Origin of the sequence: Rahnella victoriana (assembly GCF_004330295.1) — a bacterium.
Lineage (GTDB): Bacteria > Pseudomonadota > Gammaproteobacteria > Enterobacterales > Enterobacteriaceae > Rahnella > Rahnella victoriana.
The window spans coordinates 1-20,254 of sequence record NZ_SJOJ01000016.1 but is presented as its reverse complement, the minus strand read 5'-3'; the positions used below and the strand labels follow the sequence as shown (position 1 = coordinate 20,254).

Sequence of the window (20,254 nt, the reverse complement as noted above, 5' to 3'; positions counted from 1 at the left end):
GACGGACAACCACCTTCCCGGACAGACTGATGTCGTTTACAGCAATAAGGCTTGCTTCAAACAAGCCTTATTCAAAACCACACGTCTTCGCTGGGATTACTCTTCGCTGAATAAGTCGCCGCCGTGCATGTCGATCATTTCTAATGCTTTACCGCCGCCGCGTGCAACGCAGGTCAGCGGATCTTCTGCGACAACCACCGGAATACCGGTTTCTTCCATCAGCAGACGATCGAGGTTACGCAGCAATGCGCCACCGCCGGTCAGCACCATACCGCGCTCGGAAATGTCGGAAGCCAGCTCTGGCGGACACTGTTCCAGTGCGACCATGACCGCGCTGACAATACCGGTCAGCGGCTCTTGCAGGGCTTCCAGAATTTCGTTGGAATTCAGCGTGAAACCACGCGGAACGCCTTCAGCCAGGTTACGGCCACGCACTTCAATTTCGTGCACTTCATCGCCCGGATACGCAGAACCGATGCTGTGCTTGATACGCTCAGCAGTCGCTTCACCGATCAGTGAACCGTAGTTACGACGAACGTAGTTAATGATCGCTTCGTCGAAACGGTCACCACCAATACGTACAGAAGAGGAGTACACCACGCCGTTCAGGGAAATCACGGCCACTTCTGTGGTACCACCACCGATATCCACCACCATTGAACCGGTTGCTTCGGAGACGGGCAGACCTGCACCGATCGCCGCAGCCATCGGTTCTTCAATCAGGAACACTTCACGCGCGCCTGCACCTTGTGCAGATTCACGGATCGCGCGGCGTTCAACCTGCGTTGCGCCGACCGGCACACACACCAGCACGCGCGGACTTGGGCGCATGAAGCTGTTGCTGTGAACTTGCTTGATGAAGTGTTGCAGCATTTTTTCAGTCACGAAGAAGTCAGCGATAACGCCGTCTTTCATTGGACGAATGGCTGCGATATTGCCAGGAGTACGACCCAGCATCTGTTTCGCGTCGTGACCAACAGCAGCAACGCTTTTAGGTGAACCAGCACGATCCTGACGAATAGCCACAACTGATGGCTCATTCAGCACGATGCCTTGTCCTTTTACATAGATGAGGGTATTGGCGGTACCCAGGTCGATGGACAAGTCGTTGGAAAACATGCCACGAAATTTCTTAAACATAACGAAGGGATAATCCTGCTAGCTGGGGGCGGAAAATAAAATCCGCCTACTTTACCAACCACGCGAAGCAGCGACAAGGCGCAAAAACGTCCTGCTTCCGTGAAAATTGTCCGCGATGTCGCCATTCACTTGCTGTGTCTTTTTGAGGCTGATGGCACTGTGAGAAAATCTGTCTCGCAGGCTCGGTTTACCTCGGGCAGGCACCCAGGCGAAGTAGCAACACCGCACATAAATTCTTACACTTTTACCGACATTTTCCGTCTATCTGCGGTCAGAGCACAAGCACCGGTTACCAGACAAGGGCGTAGGTCAAAAGCTGGCTCATTCTACGTTAAATAATGCATTAACGGTCACTTAAACATCGCGGTTGTGTGAATATTTTTTACCGACCGGTTCAACAGGCTCCGGACCGGCAAAGAAATCGCCCTGACCGCCGTGGATCCCGCTTTTCAGCAGGACGGCCCACTCCTCTTTTGTCCGCACGCCGGAGGCAAATACCAGCGCCTGAGTCCCTTCGCATGCACTGAGCAGGCTTTGGACAAAAAGTTGATTCTCTACCCTTTTATCAATATCGCGCACTAAGCCGGGGTGAAGTTTGACTCTCTCCACCGGGAAAGTTTTCAGATAAGAGGTGCTGACCACCGTCAGTCCGGCCTGTGAAACCGCCAGACGACAGCCTAAACCCTGCAGCAATCTGATCGCAGGACGCAGCCGGTCGGTATGTTGACAGAGATCCGCCTCTGCAAGTTCAATCAATATTCGATTTCGTTGAGTTCTTTCGCATTGCAGCAAGGTATCGCGTAACCAGCGTACAAATGAGCGCTGCAATAATGAATCAACCGTCAGGTGAAATGCCAACGTTTCGTCCGGCCAGCGGTTAAGTAACGGAATAATCTGACTTAACATCACCCGGTCGAAACTTTGCGATAAGCCGAACTGCACCACCAGCGGAATAAACTCGGCGGCCAGCAGCTCCTGCTCACCGTCGAAGACGCGTCGCTGGATCTCACGGTGATCTTGTTTGTGATCGCGGGTGAAGGCCGGTTTCTGATAAAGGCGCGGGCCGCCGCGCGCCAGGGTATTTTCCAGCAAGGTCCGCCAGCGCACACTGCCGCGGCCTTTTTCCGGCACATTTTTGTCGTAGATAAACCAGCTGTTGCTGCCCTGGAAAGCCGCATGCCGCGTGGCCTGTTCCGCCATGTCCATCACCTGATCCGGCGTCTGGCCAAAACGATAAGCACTGATCCCGATGTACATCAGAGCTTCACGGTCGATCAGCGAAGACGTGGGCAAAACACCAAGCGCATTGACCAGCTGACCGGCCATCACTTCCGCTTCTTTTAATGTGCGGTGGGGTAACAGCACGGCAAAATCACTGTGGAAATAGCGCGCCAGCAAGGCATCAACATGACGCATGACAAAGGTGGATAACAGATTGACCATCGCCGAACGCAGTTCCTCGACGATCGTCTGACCGTGCGTTTCGCGCATGGTGTCGAAATCAGGCAGGCGTAATAACATCAGCACGCCGTGCGCGCCCTTTTCTTCCAGTTGCGTCGCCAGCTGATTATCAAAGAACAGGCGGTTGCTCAGTCCGGTTTGGGCATCCTGCTGGGCGTACGCGCGGATCAGGGTATCCACCCGGCTGCGCTGTTCGCGCGCTTCATTCAGATCCCCCAGCAGACGGTCGATCGCGCTGCTGGCAGAATGCGGCCATTCGCCCACATCGCCGGTTAAACCTTCACGTTCACCGCGCAAAATCCGCACTGCACGGTCTTCCAGTTTTTCCACGCCGTCCGTTTCTTTTCTCAGCCAACGGAAACTGAGCAGCAGCATGGCGAGCATGGCCAGAATGGCGAGACCAATCGTGAAGGTAGAACGCAGGGAGCGGATATAGCTGCTGACCGGATCGACATAGGAAATATGCAGCGTCATGGCGTGGTTTTGCATCAGCGGGATAATGGCGGTGTCATATTCCGGCATCACGCTGTCCCACGAACGGTGTAAATCCGGACGCTCGTGGTATTCATAAATGGTGGCGTTATCGAGTTTGACGTCGATATCCGTGATGTCGAGCATGCGCATCGCCTGCGGCATCCAGCGCCGGGCTTCGGCAGGCGTATGGGTCAGCAATGCCTGATCATAGGTCGTGGCAAGTGCCTGAAGATGTTGTTCAGTGTCTTGTTTGTTCAGGTAGATAAAGCTGAAAGTGACGCCGAGCAACATCAGTAACATTGCCAGCGCGACTAACATCGTCATCAGTGCCGAGAGTCTGGTAGTAAATCGCATCCCTGTGCCTTACTCGCTACGGTGGGGTGGAAACAAACCCGTTCTCTGGGCCTGTTACGAAAATGCGCCGCTACTATAAAACAGAAAAACACGCTGAAAGGAGAAATTTACCAAAGAGACCTTTGCTTACATTCATAGCATAGCAATCCAACAGCCCATCAATTCAGAATTCTTATACAAACGATAAACGCGGCCGCCCTTCTCTGCCACAAAACGCGGTATTTTAAGACTACGTCTCGCAAAGCGGTCAGTTTCACGCCATGCTCTGTCTATAACCATAATAATGAACCATAAAATGAGAATGCCGGAGAATGCTATGTTCAAACCCCGCAAACTGACCGAAGCCGATGTCACTCCCGAAAGTCTTTTCCATGACCGGCGCAAAGTGTTGCAGGCGCTGGGGATCAGCGCCGCCGCACTCGCCCTGCCGCAAAACGCGCAGGCGGATCTGCTTTCCTGGTTTAAAGGCCACGACCGCGCCCCTGCGCCCGCCGGTAAACCCCTGGATTTCACCAAACCCCCCGCTTATCAAAATGATCTGCCGCTGACGCCGGAAGACAAAGTCTCCGGCTATAACAATTTCTATGAATTCGGGCTGGATAAAGCCGATCCCGCTGCGAACGCCGGGCAACTGGTGACGTCTCCGTGGAAGTTAAAAATAGAAGGCGAAGTCGCTAAACCGATGACGCTGGATATGGACGACATCATGAAGCGTTTCCCGCTCGAACAGCGGATCTACCGCATGCGATGCGTTGAAGCCTGGTCAATGGTGGTGCCGTGGGTCGGATTCCAGCTCAGTGAAATCCTGAAACTGGCCGAACCGACCAGTAATGCGCGATATGTGGCGTTTACCACCTTATATGACCCTGAACATATGCCGGGGCAAAAAGACCGGTTTATCGGCGGCGGGCTGGATTATCCCTATGTCGAAGGGCTGCGTATAGATGAAGCGATGAACCCGCTGGCGATGCTGACGGTCGGTGTTTATGGCAAAGCACTGCCGCCGCAAAACGGCGCGCCCATTCGTCTGACGATCCCGTGGAAATACGGTTTCAAAGGCATCAAGTCGATCGTGAACATTAAATTCACCCATGATGAGCCGCCGACCACCTGGAACCAGATTGCCGCCAACGAATACGGGTTTTACGCCAATGTGAATCCGCACGTCGATCACCCGCGCTGGTCACAGGCCACGGAACGCTTTATTGGTTCCGGCGGTTTGCTGGATGTGCAACGCCAGCCGACACTGCTGTTCAACGGCTACGCGGAACAGGTGGCCTCGCTGTATCACGGTATGGATTTACGTAAGTTCTATTAAGGAAGAGGCCGCTCAGCTATGCGTCGTTTAAGCCCTGCCAACATTACCTGGCTGAAGGTGATCATTTACCTTGCCGCCATTCTGCCCTTCTTCTGGCTGATACTTTCCGTCGATCAGGGCTGGTTCAGCGCCGATCCGGCAAAAGATATTCAGCATTTTACCGGCCGGATGACGCTGAAATTCCTGCTGGTCACGCTGCTGGTGACGCCGGTTGCGCGCTATGGCAAACAACCGCTGCTGATCCGCACCCGCCGTCTGCTGGGTTTATGGTGTTTTGCGTGGGGAACCCTGCATCTTCTCAGCTATTCGTTCCTCGAACTGGGTATCAGCAACCTTCGCCTGCTGGGCAATGAACTGATTTCCCGCCCGTATCTGACGCTCGGCATTATTTGCTGGATCCTGCTGCTGGCGCTGGCCTGCACCTCGACATTGTGGGCGCAGCGGAAAATGGGCGCTGGCTGGCAAAAGTTACATAATCTCATCTATCTGATCGCCATACTGGCACCGATCCACTACCTTTGGTCGGTCAAAGTGTTGTCACCGCAACCGATCATCTACGCAACACTTGCCGTGATCCTGCTGGCCTTTCGCTATAAAAAATTCCGCCAGTGGCTGCGATAAACCGGGGGAAACAGGCGGGCGTTGCCTCTCAGAATAGTGCCAATTGCGCGCGCATTCACCGGCCGAGGGTTGATTATCTTCGCTGATAAGACCAGTATTTAGCTGCGAATTGCCACGATATCATTATAATGCCCGACCTCATGCCGAAGAGACGGGTCGATTTGCCGCGAAATAGGTGACAAATCGGTGACATCAGGGTATTTTCTACAATCTTTGTCTAATTGCCGGAGATAGGCTCACAATGGCGCATAAGTTTGACATTTTGCTACTGAACGGTCCTAACCTGAATTTGTTAGGTACCCGTGAGCCTGAAACGTACGGACACACCACGCTCAACGATATTGTTAAAGGTTTGGAAGTTCAGGCTGCCGCTGCCGGTGTGGCACTGAGCCATCTGCAATCCAACGCAGAACATGTCCTGATTGAACGTATTCATCAGGCACGCGGAAACGTCGATTTTATTCTGATCAATCCCGCGGCCTTTACCCATACCAGCGTGGCGCTGCGCGATGCATTACTGGGGGTATCGATTCCGTTTATCGAGATCCATCTGTCGAATGTACATGCCCGCGAAGCGTTCCGGCACCATTCTTATCTTTCCGACATCGCAGTGGGCGTTATTTGCGGACTTGGCGCAGATGGCTACCACTTTGCATTACAGGCAGCGGTTAACCGCTTGTCAAAAACCCACTAATTTCTACGCAAAAAGAGTACGGAATCACACCCATGGATATTCGTAAAATCAAAAAACTGATCGAACTGGTTGAAGAATCAGGTATTTCTGAACTGGAAATTTCTGAAGGTGAAGAGTCAGTTCGTATCAGCCGTGCTGCACCTGCGCAGGCTTATCCTATGATGCAACAGGCTTATGCTATGCCTGTCCAACAGCCAGGTCTGGCTGCTGCGGTTGCGCCAGCGGCTGCACCCGCAGAAGCTGCACCGGCTGCCATCAGCGGTCATATCGTCCGTTCACCGATGGTAGGGACCTTCTACCGTACGCCAAGCCCGGACGCAAAAGCCTTCATCGAAGTGGGTCAGAAAGTGAACGCCGGCGATACCCTGTGTATCGTTGAAGCGATGAAAATGATGAACCAAATCGAAGCAGACAAATCCGGTGTTGTTAAAGCAATTCTGGTAGAAAGCGGCCAACCGGTTGAATTCGACGAGCCGCTGGTCGTCATCGAATAACGAGGCGTACCATGGTAGATAAAATTGTTATCGCGAACCGCGGCGAGATTGCCCTGCGTATTTTGCGTGCCTGTAAAGAAATGGGCATCAAAACCGTTGCTGTGCACTCCACCGCTGACCGTGACCTGAAACACGTGCTGCTGGCAGACGAAACCGTCTGTATCGGCCCTGCACCTTCAGTAAAAAGCTATCTGAACATCCCTGCCATTATCGCTGCGGCGGAAATCACTGGCGCGGTGGCTATCCACCCGGGCTACGGTTTCCTGTCCGAGAATGCGGATTTTGCAGAGCAGGTTGAGCGTTCTGGTTTTATCTTCATCGGCCCGAAAGCGGAAACTATCCGTCTGATGGGCGATAAAGTTTCTGCGATCCACGCGATGAAAGCGGCTGGCGTACCTTGTGTACCTGGCTCTGACGGCCCGCTGGGCGACGACATGGATCAAAACCGTGGCTTCGCAAAACGCATCGGCTATCCGGTCATCATCAAAGCCTCTGGCGGCGGCGGTGGTCGTGGTATGCGTGTGGTGCGCAGCGACAAAGATCTCGAGCAGTCCATCAACATGACCCGTGCTGAAGCCAAAGCGGCCTTCAACAACGACATGGTTTATATGGAAAAATACCTGGAAAACCCACGTCACGTGGAAATTCAGGTACTGGCCGATGGTCAGGGCAACGCGGTTTATCTGGCAGAACGTGACTGCTCCATGCAGCGTCGTCACCAGAAAGTCGTGGAAGAAGCGCCGGCACCGGGCATTACGGAAGAACTTCGTCGTTTCATCGGCGAACGTTGCGCCAAAGCCTGTGTGGATATCGGCTACCGTGGTGCAGGGACTTTCGAGTTCCTGTATGAAAACGGTGAGTTCTTCTTCATCGAAATGAACACCCGTATCCAGGTTGAGCATCCGGTTACCGAGATGATCACCGGTGTGGATTTGATCAAAGAACAGCTGCGCATTGCGTCCGGCCAGCCTCTGTCGATCAAACAAAGCGAAGTGAAAGTCAAAGGCCACGCGGTGGAATGCCGTATTAACGCGGAAGACCCAAACACCTTCCTGCCAAGCCCGGGCAAAATCACCCGCTTCCACGCACCTGGCGGCTTCGGTGTTCGTTGGGAATCGCACATTTACGCAGGCTACACGGTGCCTCCGTACTACGATTCCATGATCGGTAAACTGATCACTTACGGTGAAACCCGTGAAGTGGCCATCGCCCGCATGAAAAATGCGCTGGCAGAACTGATCATCGACGGCATCAAAACCAACATTGACCTGCAAATGCGCATTATGAACGACGAGAACTTCGAGCACGGTGGGACTAACATCCACTATCTCGAGAAAAAACTCGGTTTGCAGGAAAAATAAAAAGACCGTACCGTTGCGTACTCTCTTATCAAGGCCGGATATTCCGGCCTTTTTTACGTTCAGAGGGGAGACAAGTAAATGGCGTTGGATACACGTTTCTTACAGGCTAACCGCGAGGCCCGCTGGGCATTTGGGCTGACAATCGCCTATCTGCTGGCCTGGGGCTGTGCGGCTTATATTCCTGACGATAAACAGGGCATCACCGGCCTGCCGCACTGGTTTGAAATGGCCTGCCTGCTGGTTCCGCTGATATTCGTTCTTTTAAGCTGGCTGATGGTTCGCGTGATTTACCGCGAAATTCCGCTGGAGGACAGTGATGCAGACTGAAGTCTTATTACCGTTGATCGCCTATCTGCTGCTGGTATTCGGGCTGTCGGTTTATGCCTATACCCGCCGCGAACAGGGCAACTTCCTGACCGAATATTTCCTCGGTAACCGGTCGATGGGCGGTTTCGTGCTGGCCATGACCCTGACCGCAACCTATATCAGCGCCAGCTCGTTTATTGGCGGCCCCGGCGCAGCGTACAAATTTGGGCTGGGCTGGGTATTACTGGCGATGATCCAGCTGCCTGCTGTCTGGCTTTCGCTGGGCGTACTGGGTAAAAAATTCGCTATTCTGGCGCGCCGCTACAACGCGGTCACATTGAATGACATGCTGTTTGCCCGCTATCAGAGCCGTCTGCTGGTCTGGCTGGCCAGCCTGAGCCTGCTGGTGGCGTTTCTGGGGGCGATGACCGTACAGTTCATCGGTGGCGCACGCCTGCTGGAAACCGCTGCGGGGATTCCTTACGACACCGGTCTGCTGATTTTCGGTGTCAGCATTGCGCTGTATACCGCGTTTGGCGGCTTCCGTGCCAGCGTGCTGAACGACGCCATGCAGGGGCTGGTGATGCTTCTGGGCACCATTTTGCTGCTGGTAGCGGTGATCCACGCCGCCGGTGGCCTGCACAGCGCAGTGAATAAACTCCAGCAAATCGACCCTAAACTGGTGTCCGTGCATGGCGGAGGTGACGTCCTTTCGCTGCCGTTTATGGCGTCTTTCTGGGTATTGGTTTGCTTTGGCGTGATTGGCCTGCCGCATACCGCCGTGCGCTGTATCTCCTACAAAGACAGCAAGGCTGTGCACCGGGGCATTGTGCTCGGCACGCTGGTGGTCGCGGTGCTGATGTTCGGTATGCATCTGGCGGGGGCACTCGGGCGCGCGGTTTTGCCTGATCTGAAAATTCCCGATCAGGTGATCCCGACGCTGATGATCACCGTGCTGCCGCCTTACGCCGCCGGTATCTTCCTTGCCGCGCCGATGGCCGCCATTATGTCGACCATCAATGCACAGCTTTTGCAGTCATCTGCGACTATCGTTAAAGACTTATACCTCGGCGTGAAACCGGAACAGCTGACCAACGAGCGCAAGTTAAAACGCTTCTCAAGCTGGGCAACCTTTGTGCTGGGTTTACTGGTGCTGCTGGCCGCATGGCGCCCGCCGGAAATGATTATCTGGCTTAACCTGCTGGCGTTCGGCGGGCTGGAAGCGGTGTTCCTGTGGCCGCTGGTGCTCGGTCTGTACTGGGAACGGGCCAATGCCACGGGCGCGCTCAGCTCAATGATTGTTGGCGCGGTTTGTTATACCCTGCTCGCCAGCATCGACCTGCATATTGCCGGTCTGCACCCGATTGTGCCGTCGCTGTTGCTGAGTCTGCTGGCGTTTTATGTCGGCAATACCTTTGGCAAACCGCCACGCGAAACCGCATTCAAGCCGTCCTGACCGGGCGGCACTGATTTTACAGATTGTTAAGAAGAGAATGGCTATGCCTTGGATCCAACTGAAAATTAATACCACCGGTAACGACGCGGAAACGCTGAGCGACGCGCTTATCGAAAGTGGCGCCGTGTCCGTGACTTTCCAGGACACACACGATAATCCGGTCTTCGAACCCCTGCCGGGCGAAACCCTGCTGTGGGGCGATACCGATGCTATCGGCCTTTACGATGCAGAAACCGACATGGCCGAAGTGGTCGCCATGCTGGAAAACGAACCGCTGCTGGGTAAAGGGTTTGTGCACAAAATTGAGCAACTCGAAGACAAAGACTGGGAACGCGAATGGATGGATAACTTCCACCCGATGCGTTTTGGCGAACGTCTGTGGATTTGCCCGAGCTGGCGCGATGTGCCGGATCCGGATGCGGTGAACGTGATGCTGGATCCGGGTCTGGCGTTTGGTACCGGCACCCATCCGACCACCGCGATGTGCCTGCAATGGCTCGACAGTCTGGATCTGACCGATAAAACGGTGATCGACTTCGGTTGCGGCTCCGGCATTCTGGCGATCGCGGCCCTGAAGCTCGGCGCAAAACACGTGGTCGGGATCGACATCGATCCGCAGGCGATTCAGGCCAGCCGTGATAACGCAGAGCGTAATGGCGTTTCAGAGCGTCTGTCGCTGTATCTGCCGAAAGATCAGCCAGAGAACCTGTCAGCCGACGTGGTCGTCGCTAACATTCTGGCCGGTCCTCTGCGTGAACTGGCACCGCTTATCAGCGTATTGCCGGTCGCGGGCGGCCATCTGGGGCTTTCCGGCGTACTGGCCAGCCAGGCGCAAAGCGTGGCGGATGCCTACAACGATAAATTTGAACTGGATGCGGTGGCCGAGAAAGAAGAATGGTGCCGCATTACCGGGGTTAAAAAAGCCTGATTTATCGTCTCCCGCTTTTTCTGCTTGTGCAGAAAGAGCGGGTTTTCCCCTAAAGTCCAATTCCGGCCTTTTCTCATATTTCTCCTGTCGCACAAAACCCTTACACTTCGCGAGGTTTTATTACTCATTAAATGAAAGGGATATCTCGTGAAAGGAACAATTCTCTCTGCCGCGCTGGCCGCCCTCACGCTGTCAGTGACCGCCCTGCCCGTCTTCGCAAATGAAGCGCCACACTGGTCCTATGATGGCGAGGCTGCCCCGCAAAACTGGTCGAAACTCAGCCCCGACTTCCATCTGTGTGAGCAAGGCAAAGCGCAGTCACCTATCGATATCAAAGATGCACTGGAAGTGCACCCTCGCCCGCTGAACCTCAGCTATCAGCTGCCGCCGGTCGGCGTCATCAATAACGGCCACAGCGTGCAGGTGAACGTCCGGGAGGGAGATTTCGTCACCCTCGACGGCGAAAAATTCGTCCTTCAGCAATTCCACTTCCATTCCCCGAGCGAAAATACCCTCAACGGGAAATCCTTCCCGATGGAAGCGCACTTTGTTCATATGGATGCGGACGGTGAAATTGCGGTGATTGCCGTGATGTTTGAAACCGGCAAGGCCAATGCTGAACTGGAAAAAATCTGGCAGCAGATGCCGGAAAAGGCGGGCGAGCCTGTCGCGCTGAAACAAAAAGTCAGTCTTGATGGCCTGCTGCCAAAAGATCTGACCCATTACCGGTTCAGCGGTTCGCTGACCACGCCTCCCTGCACGGAAGGCGTTCGCTGGCTGGTCGTTAAACAGCCTCAGACGCTGTCTGAAGCGCAACTGGAGAAATTCCGGCATGCGATGCATCATGCAAATAACCGCCCTGTACAGGGTCTGCACGGTCGCGTGGTTGTCGCCGAATAATCTGCTCTGAGTGAAGAGGCGCAGATACCCTTTCTGCGCTTCTTTCTGCCGCTTGTTAAGCTTTCTGAAAATGAGTCACTTTTTGAACAAAAAGAGATCCGCATCACGGATTTTTGTGGTTGTTGCTGCTTAAAACGACAAATCTACCCTTAGAATCAACTGATATAACAGGATGTTTCAGAGAGATATTAGGAATTTGCTGAAGCGCACAATTTGACCGCCATCACATAACTCAATGTAAAACCTCGATAAAAAAACAAATCCCGCTGTATTTCACCCCTGGCAAGGGTTTTTCTTCATGAATTGCTCAAAGTTTGGCCTTTCATATCGTGGCGAAAATGCGTAATATACGCGCCCTTGCGGACATCAGTATGGTCATTCCTAGTTCATGCGCATCGGACACCACCAGCTTACAAATTGCCTGATTGCGGCCCCGATGGCCGGTATCACAGACCGACCATTTCGTGCCTTATGTCATGCGATGGGGGCTGGAATGGCAGTATCTGAAATGCTCTCCTCCAATCCGGAGGTGTGGCGGACGGATAAGTCACGTTTGCGCATGGTACATAACGATGAACCGGGGATCCGCGCCGTGCAAATTGCCGGTTGTGACCCCGACGATATGGCGGCTGCTGCACGAATTAACGTGGAAAGCGGTGCGCAAATCATTGATATCAATATGGGCTGCCCGGCCAAGAAAGTGAACCGCAAACTGGCAGGTTCTGCATTATTGCAGTATCCGGATTTGGTGAAACAAATCCTGACTACCGTTGTGAATGCGGTAGATGTGCCAGTCACGTTGAAAATTCGTACTGGATGGGCACCGGAACACCGTAACTGTGTACAAATTGCCCAATTGGCTGAAGACTGTGGAATTCAGGCCCTGACGATTCATGGCCGAACCCGTGCCTGCCTCTTCAATGGAGAAGCAGAGTACGACAGTATTCGGACAGTTAAGCAGAGTGTTTCCATTCCGATTATCGCGAATGGCGACATAACTGACCCGCATAAAGCCAGAGCGGTGCTCGACTACACCGGAGCTGATGCTCTGATGATAGGACGTGCCGCTCAGGGGAGACCCTGGATCTTCCGGGAAATCCAGCATTATCTGGACACAGGGGAGCTGTTACCTCCACCTCCTATGGGTGAGGTTCAGCGCTTGTTACTAGGGCACGTACGGGAATTGCACGACTTTTACGGTCAAGGCAAGGGATTCCGTATCGCCCGTAAGCACGTTTCCTGGTATCTCCAGGAGCATGCCCCAAATGACCAGTTTCGGCGCTCCTTCAACGCCATAGAGGATGCCAGCGAACAGCTGGAGGCGTTGGAAGCATATTTCGAAAATCTTGCGTAACAAAAAAGAGCTGACAGAACTATGTTCGAACAACGCGTGAATTCTGACGTACTGACCGTTTCTACCGTTAATTCTCAGGATCAGGTAACCCAAAAACCCCTGCGTGACTCGGTAAAACAAGCACTTAAGGGCTATTTTGCTCAATTGAATGGTCAGGACGTGAATGACCTGTATGAGTTGGTATTGGCTGAAGTTGAACAGCCACTGTTAGACATGGTGATGCAGTACACCCGTGGCAACCAGACTCGTGCGGCCCTGATGATGGGTATCAACCGCGGTACGCTGCGTAAGAAATTGAAAAAATACGGCATGAACTGATACTAATCAGTCGATGTCTTAAAAAGGCGCTTTTCCGCAAGGGGAGCGCCTTTTTGTTTTCTGCTTTACCCGCAAACCTTTAGCCGAAAATTTGCGCAAAACCTAACGCAGATCAACCCAAATGAGAATAATTATCCGCCGCATTCAGTGATTAAGAATTACCTTATAGAGACAATAATACGTCTCCTGGAGTCACACTGATGAAGCAACTTTATCTCCGTTTTACCGCGGCGCTGAACAAACCGGATCTGGCCATTTTGCTGCTGCGGCTCACCTACGGCCTGCTGATTTTTCATGGCTGGCATAAACTGCATGACGGGCTGGGCGGTATTCAGGGCATGCTGGCAGGTTATGGCATTCCGGCGTTTGTCGCTTATGGCGTGATTATCGGCGAAGTCATCGCCCCGGTTATGATGATGCTGGGCATTTTCACCCGTCTCGCGGCACTTTCGGCGGCCGCGACCATGATCGTCGCCTGGCTGATGGTGGGTATTCATCATACCTTCGCGCTGTCTCCGGTCGGGGCGTGGGCGATTGAAGATATCATCTACTACTTTATGGCAGCCGTCGTGATTGCGCTGTATGGCAGTGGCCGCTATTCCGTGATGAGCAACCCGCTCTACCGCTGATATGCCTGTTCAGCATGCTTTGCGAAAGGAGCATGCTGAAATATCATACTGGGGAGGTTTCGGGTTCCAAAAGCTAATCCCTTCTTTCCGTAACCTTTTCGTTTTTTTGTGCAAACCCACACGTAAATAAACAGTAAATAGTGCGTTTATCGGACAATTACCCTCTGCGGTTCGATCACGCTGCATGTTATACTTGTGACAAGAGTCGTATTCGCCTCGCTCAACGCCTACGGACAGCCCTTCAGCTTCGCGATCCCGCCTTTTAATTGTGTCTCGATAAGGTAAAAGTGAGTCAATTTGTGTGTTACCGAAAACGTTTACACACCCCTGTTGTCCCACTCTTTGACAGACAATCCGTATCGCGACTGAGCCAACTCCTGACGCGTTACCCCGGTTTTTTTAAATGCAGATGATTAGGCTTTTATGACCTCTCCTCGTTTTCGCGCATCATTTTTACATCCACGTTACTGGCTGACCTGGTTTGGCCTTGGCGTCTTGTTCCTGCTGGTTCAGCTTCCTTATCCGGTGTTATACCGTCTGGGGAACTGGCTCGGCCGCACGTCGATGCGTTTTCTGAAACGCCGCGTGTCTATTACACGTCGCAACCTGCAACTGTGCTTCCCGGATCTGAGCGCCGATCAGGTTGAAGCCCGTATTATCAGCAACTTTGAATCCCTCGGTATGGGTCTGCTGGAAACCGGCATGGCCTGGTTCTGGTCGGACGCCCGGGTAAAACGCTGGTTTGATGTCAGCGGCCTGCACAACCTGAAAAAGGCGCAGGAAAACAATAAAGGCGTGCTGGTGATTGGCGTGCACTTTATGTCTCTCGAACTGGGAGGCCGCGCGATGGGTCTGTGCCAGCCGATGATGGCGATGTACCGTCCGCACAACAATAAAGCGATGGAATTCGTGCAGACCTGGGGCCGTATGCGTTCCAACAAAGCGATGCTGGATCGCAAAGATTTACGCGGCATGGTTCACGCGCTGAAAAAGGGCGAAGCCGTCTGGTTTGCACCGGATCAGGATTACGGCCCGCGCGGCAGCGTCTTTGCGCCGCTGTTTGCCGTTGATCAGGCCGCCACCACCAGCGGCACGTTCATGCTGGCCCGTCTGGCAAAACCGGCGCTGGTGACTGTGGTGCTGGTGCGTAAAGCCTGCGGTAAAGGTTACGAGCTGGTCATTCAGCCGCAATTGCAGGATTACCCTATCGATGACGAAATGGCCGCAGCGGCCTACATGAACCGCGTGATCGAAAAAGAGATCATGCGCGCGCCGGATCAGTACCTCTGGCTGCACCGCCGCTTTAAAACCCGCCCGGCGGGTGCGCCTTCGCTTTATCGATAAGCGCCCGATGTGATAAAACACCCAGCCCGATGCCACCGCGTCGGGCTTTTTCTTTTCATAACCTCCACTAAGAGACCGGTAATCCTCATGGCTAAAAAAACCGATGCGACCCCTTCCATCTTTGATCATCTGAAAGAAGATGACGGCTTTGACCTTTGGGGCCGTTCCGGCCTCAGCACGGCACTCAATAAAGCCAAACCGAAAGCGCCGGACAACGACCAGATTGCTGCCGCCCGCAAACTGATCCAGGGCAGTAAAGACCAGACCAAATAAGTCGCCCCGCTGCACTGATAACGTCCCTGTTCCCGATCCCGTCATACCGATATCTCTCTCAGACCCGCCGGTCTGAGAGATTTACTCATCGTTTCGCCTCAATTTTTTTCCAAATATGACCGTACATTTCACTTCGCTGCAAACTGCGCGATCTGCACTCCAATATTGAAATATTCCGCACTCTTTTAAAGCAGCCACATTGACCGCGCACTGAAACGGGGCAATAAATTTTATAAGCCCCGTCAATGTTACTGTGCAATTCCTCTACGTGACTTGATTGACGGGGCGTTTTCGATGTTGGCACTCCCTTTGCAAAGACAGGTGCAGAGGGCGTTGCCCCATAAACAGACAGGGTGCTCCGGCACTCATACAATAATAATTTTCAGTTTTGTCTCACAGGACGCTTTATGAAAAAAATATTGCTCTCAACGCTGATTGCCGCAGCAAGCTTCGTGACACTGGCTGGTCAGGCTCATGCAGGTACCACTCTGGATGCAGTTAAAAAGAAAGGATTTGTTCAATGCGGTATCAGCGACGGCCTGCCGGGCTTCTCTTACGCTGACTCCAAAGGCAAATTCACCGGTATCGACGTTGACGTCTGCCGCGCGGTGGCAGCAGCCGTGTTTGGTGATTCTGAAAAAGTGAAATACACCCCGCTGACGGCGAAAGAGCGTTTCACCGCGCTGCAGTCTGGCGAAGTGGATATCCTGTCCCGTAACACCACCTGGACCTCTTCCCGCGACGCAGGCATGGGGATGATTTTCGCCGGCGTAAACTACTACGACGGTATCGGCTTCCTGACTCACCAGAAAGCGGGCCTGAAAAGCGCCAAAGAACTTGATGGCGCCACCGTCTGTCTGCAGGCCGGTACGGATACCGAGCTGAACGTCGCTGACTACTTCAAAGCCAACAAAATGACTTACACCCCGGTGACCTTCGACCGTTCAGACGAAAGTGCCAAAGCCCTGGACTCAGGCCGTTGCGATACGCTGGCGTCTGACCAGTCTCAGCTGTATGCCCTGCGTATCAAACTGGGCAAACCAAACGAATTCATCGTACTGCCAGAAGTGATCTCTAAAGAGCCTCTGGGTCCGGTGGTTCGCCGTGGTGATGAAGACTGGCTGGCGATCGTCCGCTGGTCACTGTTCGCCATGCTGAACGCCGAAGAAATGGGCGTGACCTCTGCCAACGTCGATCAGCTGGCCGCCAGCCCGACCACACCGGATATGAGCAACCTGCTGGGCAAAACCGGTACCTACGGTGCTGACCTGAAAGTGCCTAACGACTGGGTGGTTAAAATCGTTAAACAAGTCGGCAACTACGGCGAAAGCTTCGAACGTAACGTCGGTCAGGGCAGCGAATTGAAAATCAAACGGGGTCAGAACGCATTGTGGAATAAAGGCGGGATCCAGTACGCACCACCCGTCCGTTGATCCAGTTTTTTAAAATAAGATTTGTTTAAGAAATTGCATACAAAATCCCCAAAGTAATTGGCGTTGCAGCAAGGCGGCAAACAAGTGAATCCCGATGAGCTTACTCAGGTAAGTGATTCGGGTGAGCACGTGCAGCCAACGCAGCTGCGGCGTCAAGTACGACGGGGATTTCGAGGTCATTACTATGTCGCAACGCCCAACCGTAAAGGCTTCGTTCTCGCTGACCAACCCAGCGGTACGCGCCTGGATTTACCAAATTGTCGCGGTGGTGTTGCTGGTAGCCTGTCTGGGTTACCTGCTCCACAACACCATTACCAATCTGACTACACGAGGGATCACCTCGGGATTTGCGTTTCTTGAGAAAGGTGCCGGTTTCGGCATTGTTCAGCATCTTATCGACTACCAGGAAGGCGACACTTACGCCCGCGTATTTGTTATCGGTTTGCTGAATACACTGCTGGTTTCCGCGCTGTGTATCGTTTTTGCCTCCATTCTCGGTTTCATTATCGGCTTAGGACGTCTCTCCGATAACTGGCTGATCCGTAAAGTCTCGACGGTGTATATCGAGACGTTCCGTAATATTCCTCCGCTGCTGCAAATCTTTTTCTGGTACTTCGCCGTACTGCGCAACCTGCCGGGACCGCGTCAGAGCCTGAATGCGTTTGATCTGGCGTTCGTCAGTAACCGTGGTCTGTATCTGCCGTCGCCGGAACTGTCACCGGGCAGTCTGGCGGGATTTATCGCCGTTCTGCTGGCGATTTTTGGCATCATCGCACTGCAACGCTACAACCATTTCCGTCAGATCCACACCGGACGCGTCTGGCATATCTGGCCGTGGGCGATTGCCATGCTGGTGGTCTTTCCGGCCATAGCGCATCTGTTCTTCGGGCCAGCGCTGCACTGGGATGTACCGGCATTGCGTGGATTTAACTTCCGTGGCGGCATGGTGCTGATCCCGGAACTGGCGGCGTTAACGCTGGCGTTATCGGTGTATACCTCGACGTTTATCGCCGAAGTGATCCGCTCCGGTATTCAGTCTGTTTCGCACGGTCAGCATGAAGCCGCCCGTTCGTTAGGCTTGCCGAATCCGGTCACGCTGCGTCAGGTGATTTTGCCGCAGGCGATGCGGGTGATCATTCCGCCGCTGACCAGTCAGTATCTCAATATCGTTAAAAACTCCTCTCTGGCTGCCGCAATTGGTTATCCGGATATGGTTTCGCTGTTCGCCGGTACGGTGCTGAATCAGACCGGTCAGGCGATTGAAACCATTGCCATCACCATGTCGGTTTACCTGATCATCAGCCTGGGCATTTCGTTCCTGATGAACATTTACAACCGGCGTATTGCGCTGGTCGAGCGTTAAGGGAACCCCATGACAATGACAACACTTCCTCCGGGAGTCAGAGCCGTGAAGCCCGGAACGCCACTGGGTACCGCCGTGCTGTGGGCGCGTAAAAATCTGTTCTCGAGCTGGTTTAACAGCCTGCTGACGCTGTTCTGTGTATGGCTGATGTGGCTGATTATTCCTCCGCTGCTGAACTGGGTGATTTTTCAGGCCAACTGGGTAGGCACCGCACGCACTGACTGCACCAAAGCCGGGGCCTGCTGGGTGTTTATCCACGCACGTTTCGGCCAGTTCATGTACGGGTTGTATCCGTTCGATCAACGCTGGCGCATCAACGTCACGCTGATTGTCGGCCTGCTGACTCTTGCGCCGATCTTCTTTAAAGCCACGCCACACCGCGGACGTTATATCGCCTGCTGGATGGTGCTCTTCCCGATTTTCACCTGGTTCATGTTGTACGGTGGATTCTTCGGTCTGAGCCGTGTCGAAACCCGCCAGTGGGGCGGCCTGACGCTGACCCTGATTATCGCTGCGGTCGGCATCGCAGGTGCGTTACCGCTGGGCATTATGCTGGCGCTGGCACGTCGTTCACGTCTGCCTGTCGTGCGCATTCTCTCGGTGATTTTCATCGAGTTCTGGCGCGGCGTGCCGTTGATCACCGTGCTGTTCATGTCGTCGGTGATGCTGCCGCTGTTTATGACCGAAGGGACAAGTATCGACAAACTGGTGCGTGCGCTGGTGGGGGTGGTGCTGTTCCAGTCAGCGTATGTTGCGGAAGTGGTGCGCGGCGGATTACAGGCGCTGCCGAAGGGCCAGACCGAAGCTGCCGAATCACTGGCACTCGGTTACTGGAAAACGCAGGGATTAGTCATTCTGCCGCAGGCGCTGAAAATGGTGATACCGGGTCTGGTGAACACCATCATCGCGCTGTTCAAGGACACCAGTCTGGTGATCATCATCGGCCTGTTCGACCTGTTCAGCAGCGTCCAGCAAGCCACCGTCGATCCTGAATGGCTCGGTATGTCGACCGAAGGCTACGTCTTCGCCGCCGCCGTCTACTGGATTTTCTGTTTTAGCATGTCGCGTTATAGCCAGCATTTGGAAAGACGCTTTCACACCGGACGTTCCGCACACTGAGGTAAACCATGAGCGACCATCAAGTCACTGAAAACCAAAATATGATGATCACGCTGGAAAACGTGAATAAGTGGTACGGACAATTCCACGTATTGAAAGACATTAATCTGAGCGTCAAACCGCGCGAGCGCATCGTGCTGTGCGGCCCTTCCGGCTCAGGGAAATCAACGACCATTCGTTGCATCAACCATCTTGAAGAGCACCAGCAAGGGCGCATCGTGGTGGACGGCACCGAACTGAACGACGATCTGCGTAACATCGAACGCGTGCGAACTGAAGTCGGCATGGTGTTCCAGCACTTCAATCTGTTCCCGCATCTGACCGTGTTGCAGAACTGCACCCTGGCCCCGTGCTGGGTGCGCAAGATGCCGAAGAAAGAGGCAGAAGAACTGGCGATGCATTATCTGAAACGCGTCCGTATCGCCGAACATGCGCATAAATTTCCCGGACAGCTTTCCGGCGGTCAGCAACAGCGTGTGGCGATCGCCCGCTCGCTGTGTATGAAGCCGAAAATCATGCTGTTCGACGAACCGACTTCTGCGCTGGATCCGGAAATGGTGAAAGAGGTGCTGGACACCATGATCACGCTGGCGGAAGAAGGCATGACCATGTTGTGTGTAACGCATGAAATGGGCTTTGCGAGAACCGTCGCCGACCGGGTGATCTTTATGGATCGCGGGGAAATCGTCGAGCAGGCGCCGCCGCTGGAATTCTTTGCCAATCCGAAATCCGCCAGGACGCGGGAGTTCTTGTCACAGGTGATTCATTGAGCTTGCTCCTCCCCTTCACAAAAGGGGAACCATTAAAGGTTTGGCTTTTGCTCCTCCCCCTGCGAAGGGGGAGGCTGGGAGGGGGTTTTAAATACAAAACAATAAGTTAAAGCATACTTTGAATGTAGTTTTTGACCTTAACAC

The 20,254-nt window shown here is 53.7% G+C and carries 20 protein-coding genes; 18 read left to right on the top strand and 2 right to left on the bottom strand.

The window, feature by feature from the left end:
* Positions 1-96 precede the first annotated feature (96 nt).
* Together mreB and csrD are read right to left on the bottom strand one after the other, a co-directional pair.
* On the bottom strand, positions 97-1,140 hold the full coding sequence (gene mreB, locus EYY67_RS14510) for a rod shape-determining protein MreB (protein ID WP_013577291.1): 1,044 nt from the start codon (positions 1,138-1,140) through the stop codon (positions 97-99).
* Between the two features lie 354 nt (positions 1,141-1,494).
* On the bottom strand, positions 1,495-3,429 hold the full coding sequence (gene csrD / locus EYY67_RS14505) for an RNase E specificity factor CsrD (protein WP_119823082.1): 1,935 nt from the start codon (positions 3,427-3,429) through the stop codon (positions 1,495-1,497).
* A 316-nt stretch (positions 3,430-3,745) separates the two neighbouring features.
* On the opposite strand from csrD, the gene msrP reads away from it, so the two are divergent.
* From msrP to EYY67_RS14415, 18 genes are all read left to right on the top strand, one after another.
* Complete coding sequence (msrP, locus tag EYY67_RS14500; RefSeq protein WP_131693780.1) at positions 3,746-4,747, top strand: protein-methionine-sulfoxide reductase catalytic subunit MsrP; 1,002 nt, start codon at positions 3,746-3,748, stop codon at positions 4,745-4,747.
* An 18-nt stretch (positions 4,748-4,765) separates the two neighbouring features.
* A complete protein-coding gene (gene msrQ / locus EYY67_RS14495; RefSeq protein ID WP_095924389.1) occupies positions 4,766-5,368 on the top strand; it encodes a protein-methionine-sulfoxide reductase heme-binding subunit MsrQ in 603 nt (200 codons plus the stop codon).
* Positions 5,369-5,609: 241 nt separating this feature from the next.
* Positions 5,610-6,062 carry a type II 3-dehydroquinate dehydratase gene (aroQ, locus tag EYY67_RS14490; RefSeq protein WP_095924388.1) on the top strand — a complete coding sequence of 151 codons (453 nt, stop codon included), beginning with the start codon at positions 5,610-5,612 and terminating at the stop codon, positions 6,060-6,062.
* 32 nt (positions 6,063-6,094) lie between these two features.
* Positions 6,095-6,556 (top strand): acetyl-CoA carboxylase biotin carboxyl carrier protein, encoded by a 462-nt coding sequence (gene accB, locus EYY67_RS14485; protein ID WP_095924387.1) that lies wholly within the window; start codon positions 6,095-6,097, stop codon positions 6,554-6,556.
* 11 nt (positions 6,557-6,567) lie between these two features.
* Complete coding sequence (gene accC / locus EYY67_RS14480) at positions 6,568-7,917, top strand: acetyl-CoA carboxylase biotin carboxylase subunit (protein WP_095924386.1); 1,350 nt, start codon at positions 6,568-6,570, stop codon at positions 7,915-7,917.
* Positions 7,918-8,001: 84 nt separating this feature from the next.
* Entirely contained in the window at positions 8,002-8,244 is a 243-nt protein-coding gene (locus tag EYY67_RS14475; protein WP_119823095.1) for a YhdT family protein, read from the top strand.
* Entirely contained in the window at positions 8,234-9,679 is a 1,446-nt protein-coding gene (panF, locus tag EYY67_RS14470; protein ID WP_131693779.1) for a sodium/pantothenate symporter, read from the top strand. The genes EYY67_RS14475 and panF overlap by 11 nt, the downstream gene beginning before the upstream one ends.
* A 43-nt stretch (positions 9,680-9,722) precedes the next feature.
* A complete protein-coding gene (prmA, locus tag EYY67_RS14465) occupies positions 9,723-10,607 on the top strand; it encodes a 50S ribosomal protein L11 methyltransferase (RefSeq protein WP_095924384.1) in 885 nt (294 codons plus the stop codon).
* Between the two features lie 147 nt (positions 10,608-10,754).
* Positions 10,755-11,507, top strand: a complete 753-nt coding sequence (locus tag EYY67_RS14460) for a carbonic anhydrase (RefSeq protein WP_119823088.1) — start codon at positions 10,755-10,757, stop codon at positions 11,505-11,507.
* Positions 11,508-11,895: 388 nt separating this feature from the next.
* Positions 11,896-12,861, top strand: coding sequence for a tRNA dihydrouridine synthase DusB (gene dusB / locus EYY67_RS14455; protein WP_095924382.1), 966 nt, complete (start codon positions 11,896-11,898; stop codon positions 12,859-12,861).
* A gap of 21 nt (positions 12,862-12,882) precedes the next feature.
* Complete coding sequence (gene fis / locus EYY67_RS14450; protein ID WP_004097144.1) at positions 12,883-13,179, top strand: DNA-binding transcriptional regulator Fis; 297 nt, start codon at positions 12,883-12,885, stop codon at positions 13,177-13,179.
* Between the two features lie 197 nt (positions 13,180-13,376).
* Positions 13,377-13,808: a DoxX family protein gene (locus EYY67_RS14445; protein WP_408637229.1), complete on the top strand. Its 432-nt coding sequence runs from the start codon at positions 13,377-13,379 to the stop codon at positions 13,806-13,808.
* 423 nt (positions 13,809-14,231) lie between these two features.
* Positions 14,232-15,152, top strand: a complete 921-nt coding sequence (lpxP, locus tag EYY67_RS14440) for a kdo(2)-lipid IV(A) palmitoleoyltransferase (RefSeq protein WP_095924380.1) — start codon at positions 14,232-14,234, stop codon at positions 15,150-15,152.
* A gap of 87 nt (positions 15,153-15,239) precedes the next feature.
* On the top strand, positions 15,240-15,425 hold the full coding sequence (locus tag EYY67_RS14435) for a hypothetical protein (protein ID WP_119823090.1): 186 nt from the start codon (positions 15,240-15,242) through the stop codon (positions 15,423-15,425).
* A 407-nt stretch (positions 15,426-15,832) separates the two neighbouring features.
* Positions 15,833-16,858, top strand: a complete 1,026-nt coding sequence (locus EYY67_RS14430) for an amino acid ABC transporter substrate-binding protein (protein ID WP_095924378.1) — start codon at positions 15,833-15,835, stop codon at positions 16,856-16,858.
* Between the two features lie 184 nt (positions 16,859-17,042).
* A complete protein-coding gene (locus EYY67_RS14425) occupies positions 17,043-18,221 on the top strand; it encodes an amino acid ABC transporter permease (protein ID WP_095924377.1) in 1,179 nt (392 codons plus the stop codon).
* A gap of 9 nt (positions 18,222-18,230) precedes the next feature.
* Positions 18,231-19,340 carry an amino acid ABC transporter permease gene (locus tag EYY67_RS14420; protein ID WP_408637219.1) on the top strand — a complete coding sequence of 370 codons (1,110 nt, stop codon included), beginning with the start codon at positions 18,231-18,233 and terminating at the stop codon, positions 19,338-19,340.
* An 8-nt stretch (positions 19,341-19,348) separates the two neighbouring features.
* Positions 19,349-20,110, top strand: a complete 762-nt coding sequence (locus EYY67_RS14415; RefSeq protein WP_013577309.1) for an amino acid ABC transporter ATP-binding protein — start codon at positions 19,349-19,351, stop codon at positions 20,108-20,110.
* Positions 20,111-20,254: the final 144 nt, after the last annotated feature.

Bases quoted from the DNA above. Each gene is read 5' to 3' on its own strand.
- msrP (WP_131693780.1), top strand. From the start codon at position 3,746: ATGTTCAAACCCCGCAAACTGACCGAAGCCGATGTCACTCCCGAAAGT.
- aroQ (WP_095924388.1), top strand. From the start codon at position 5,610: ATGGCGCATAAGTTTGACATTTTGCTACTGAACGGTCCTAACCTGAAT.
- dusB (WP_095924382.1), top strand. From the start codon at position 11,896: ATGCGCATCGGACACCACCAGCTTACAAATTGCCTGATTGCGGCCCCG.
- prmA (WP_095924384.1), top strand. From the start codon at position 9,723: ATGCCTTGGATCCAACTGAAAATTAATACCACCGGTAACGACGCGGAA.
- EYY67_RS14430 (WP_095924378.1), top strand. From the start codon at position 15,833: ATGAAAAAAATATTGCTCTCAACGCTGATTGCCGCAGCAAGCTTCGTG.
- lpxP (WP_095924380.1), top strand. From the start codon at position 14,232: ATGACCTCTCCTCGTTTTCGCGCATCATTTTTACATCCACGTTACTGG.
- accB (WP_095924387.1), top strand. From the start codon at position 6,095: ATGGATATTCGTAAAATCAAAAAACTGATCGAACTGGTTGAAGAATCA.
- EYY67_RS14435 (WP_119823090.1), top strand. From the start codon at position 15,240: ATGGCTAAAAAAACCGATGCGACCCCTTCCATCTTTGATCATCTGAAA.
- EYY67_RS14415 (WP_013577309.1), top strand. From the start codon at position 19,349: ATGAGCGACCATCAAGTCACTGAAAACCAAAATATGATGATCACGCTG.
- csrD (WP_119823082.1), bottom strand. From the start codon at position 3,429: ATGCGATTTACTACCAGACTCTCGGCACTGATGACGATGTTAGTCGCG.
- mreB (WP_013577291.1), bottom strand. From the start codon at position 1,140: ATGTTTAAGAAATTTCGTGGCATGTTTTCCAACGACTTGTCCATCGAC.
- EYY67_RS14425 (WP_095924377.1), top strand. From the start codon at position 17,043: ATGTCGCAACGCCCAACCGTAAAGGCTTCGTTCTCGCTGACCAACCCA.
- msrQ (WP_095924389.1), top strand. From the start codon at position 4,766: ATGCGTCGTTTAAGCCCTGCCAACATTACCTGGCTGAAGGTGATCATT.
- panF (WP_131693779.1), top strand. From the start codon at position 8,234: ATGCAGACTGAAGTCTTATTACCGTTGATCGCCTATCTGCTGCTGGTA.
- fis (WP_004097144.1), top strand. From the start codon at position 12,883: ATGTTCGAACAACGCGTGAATTCTGACGTACTGACCGTTTCTACCGTT.
- EYY67_RS14420 (WP_408637219.1), top strand. From the start codon at position 18,231: ATGACAATGACAACACTTCCTCCGGGAGTCAGAGCCGTGAAGCCCGGA.
- accC (WP_095924386.1), top strand. From the start codon at position 6,568: ATGGTAGATAAAATTGTTATCGCGAACCGCGGCGAGATTGCCCTGCGT.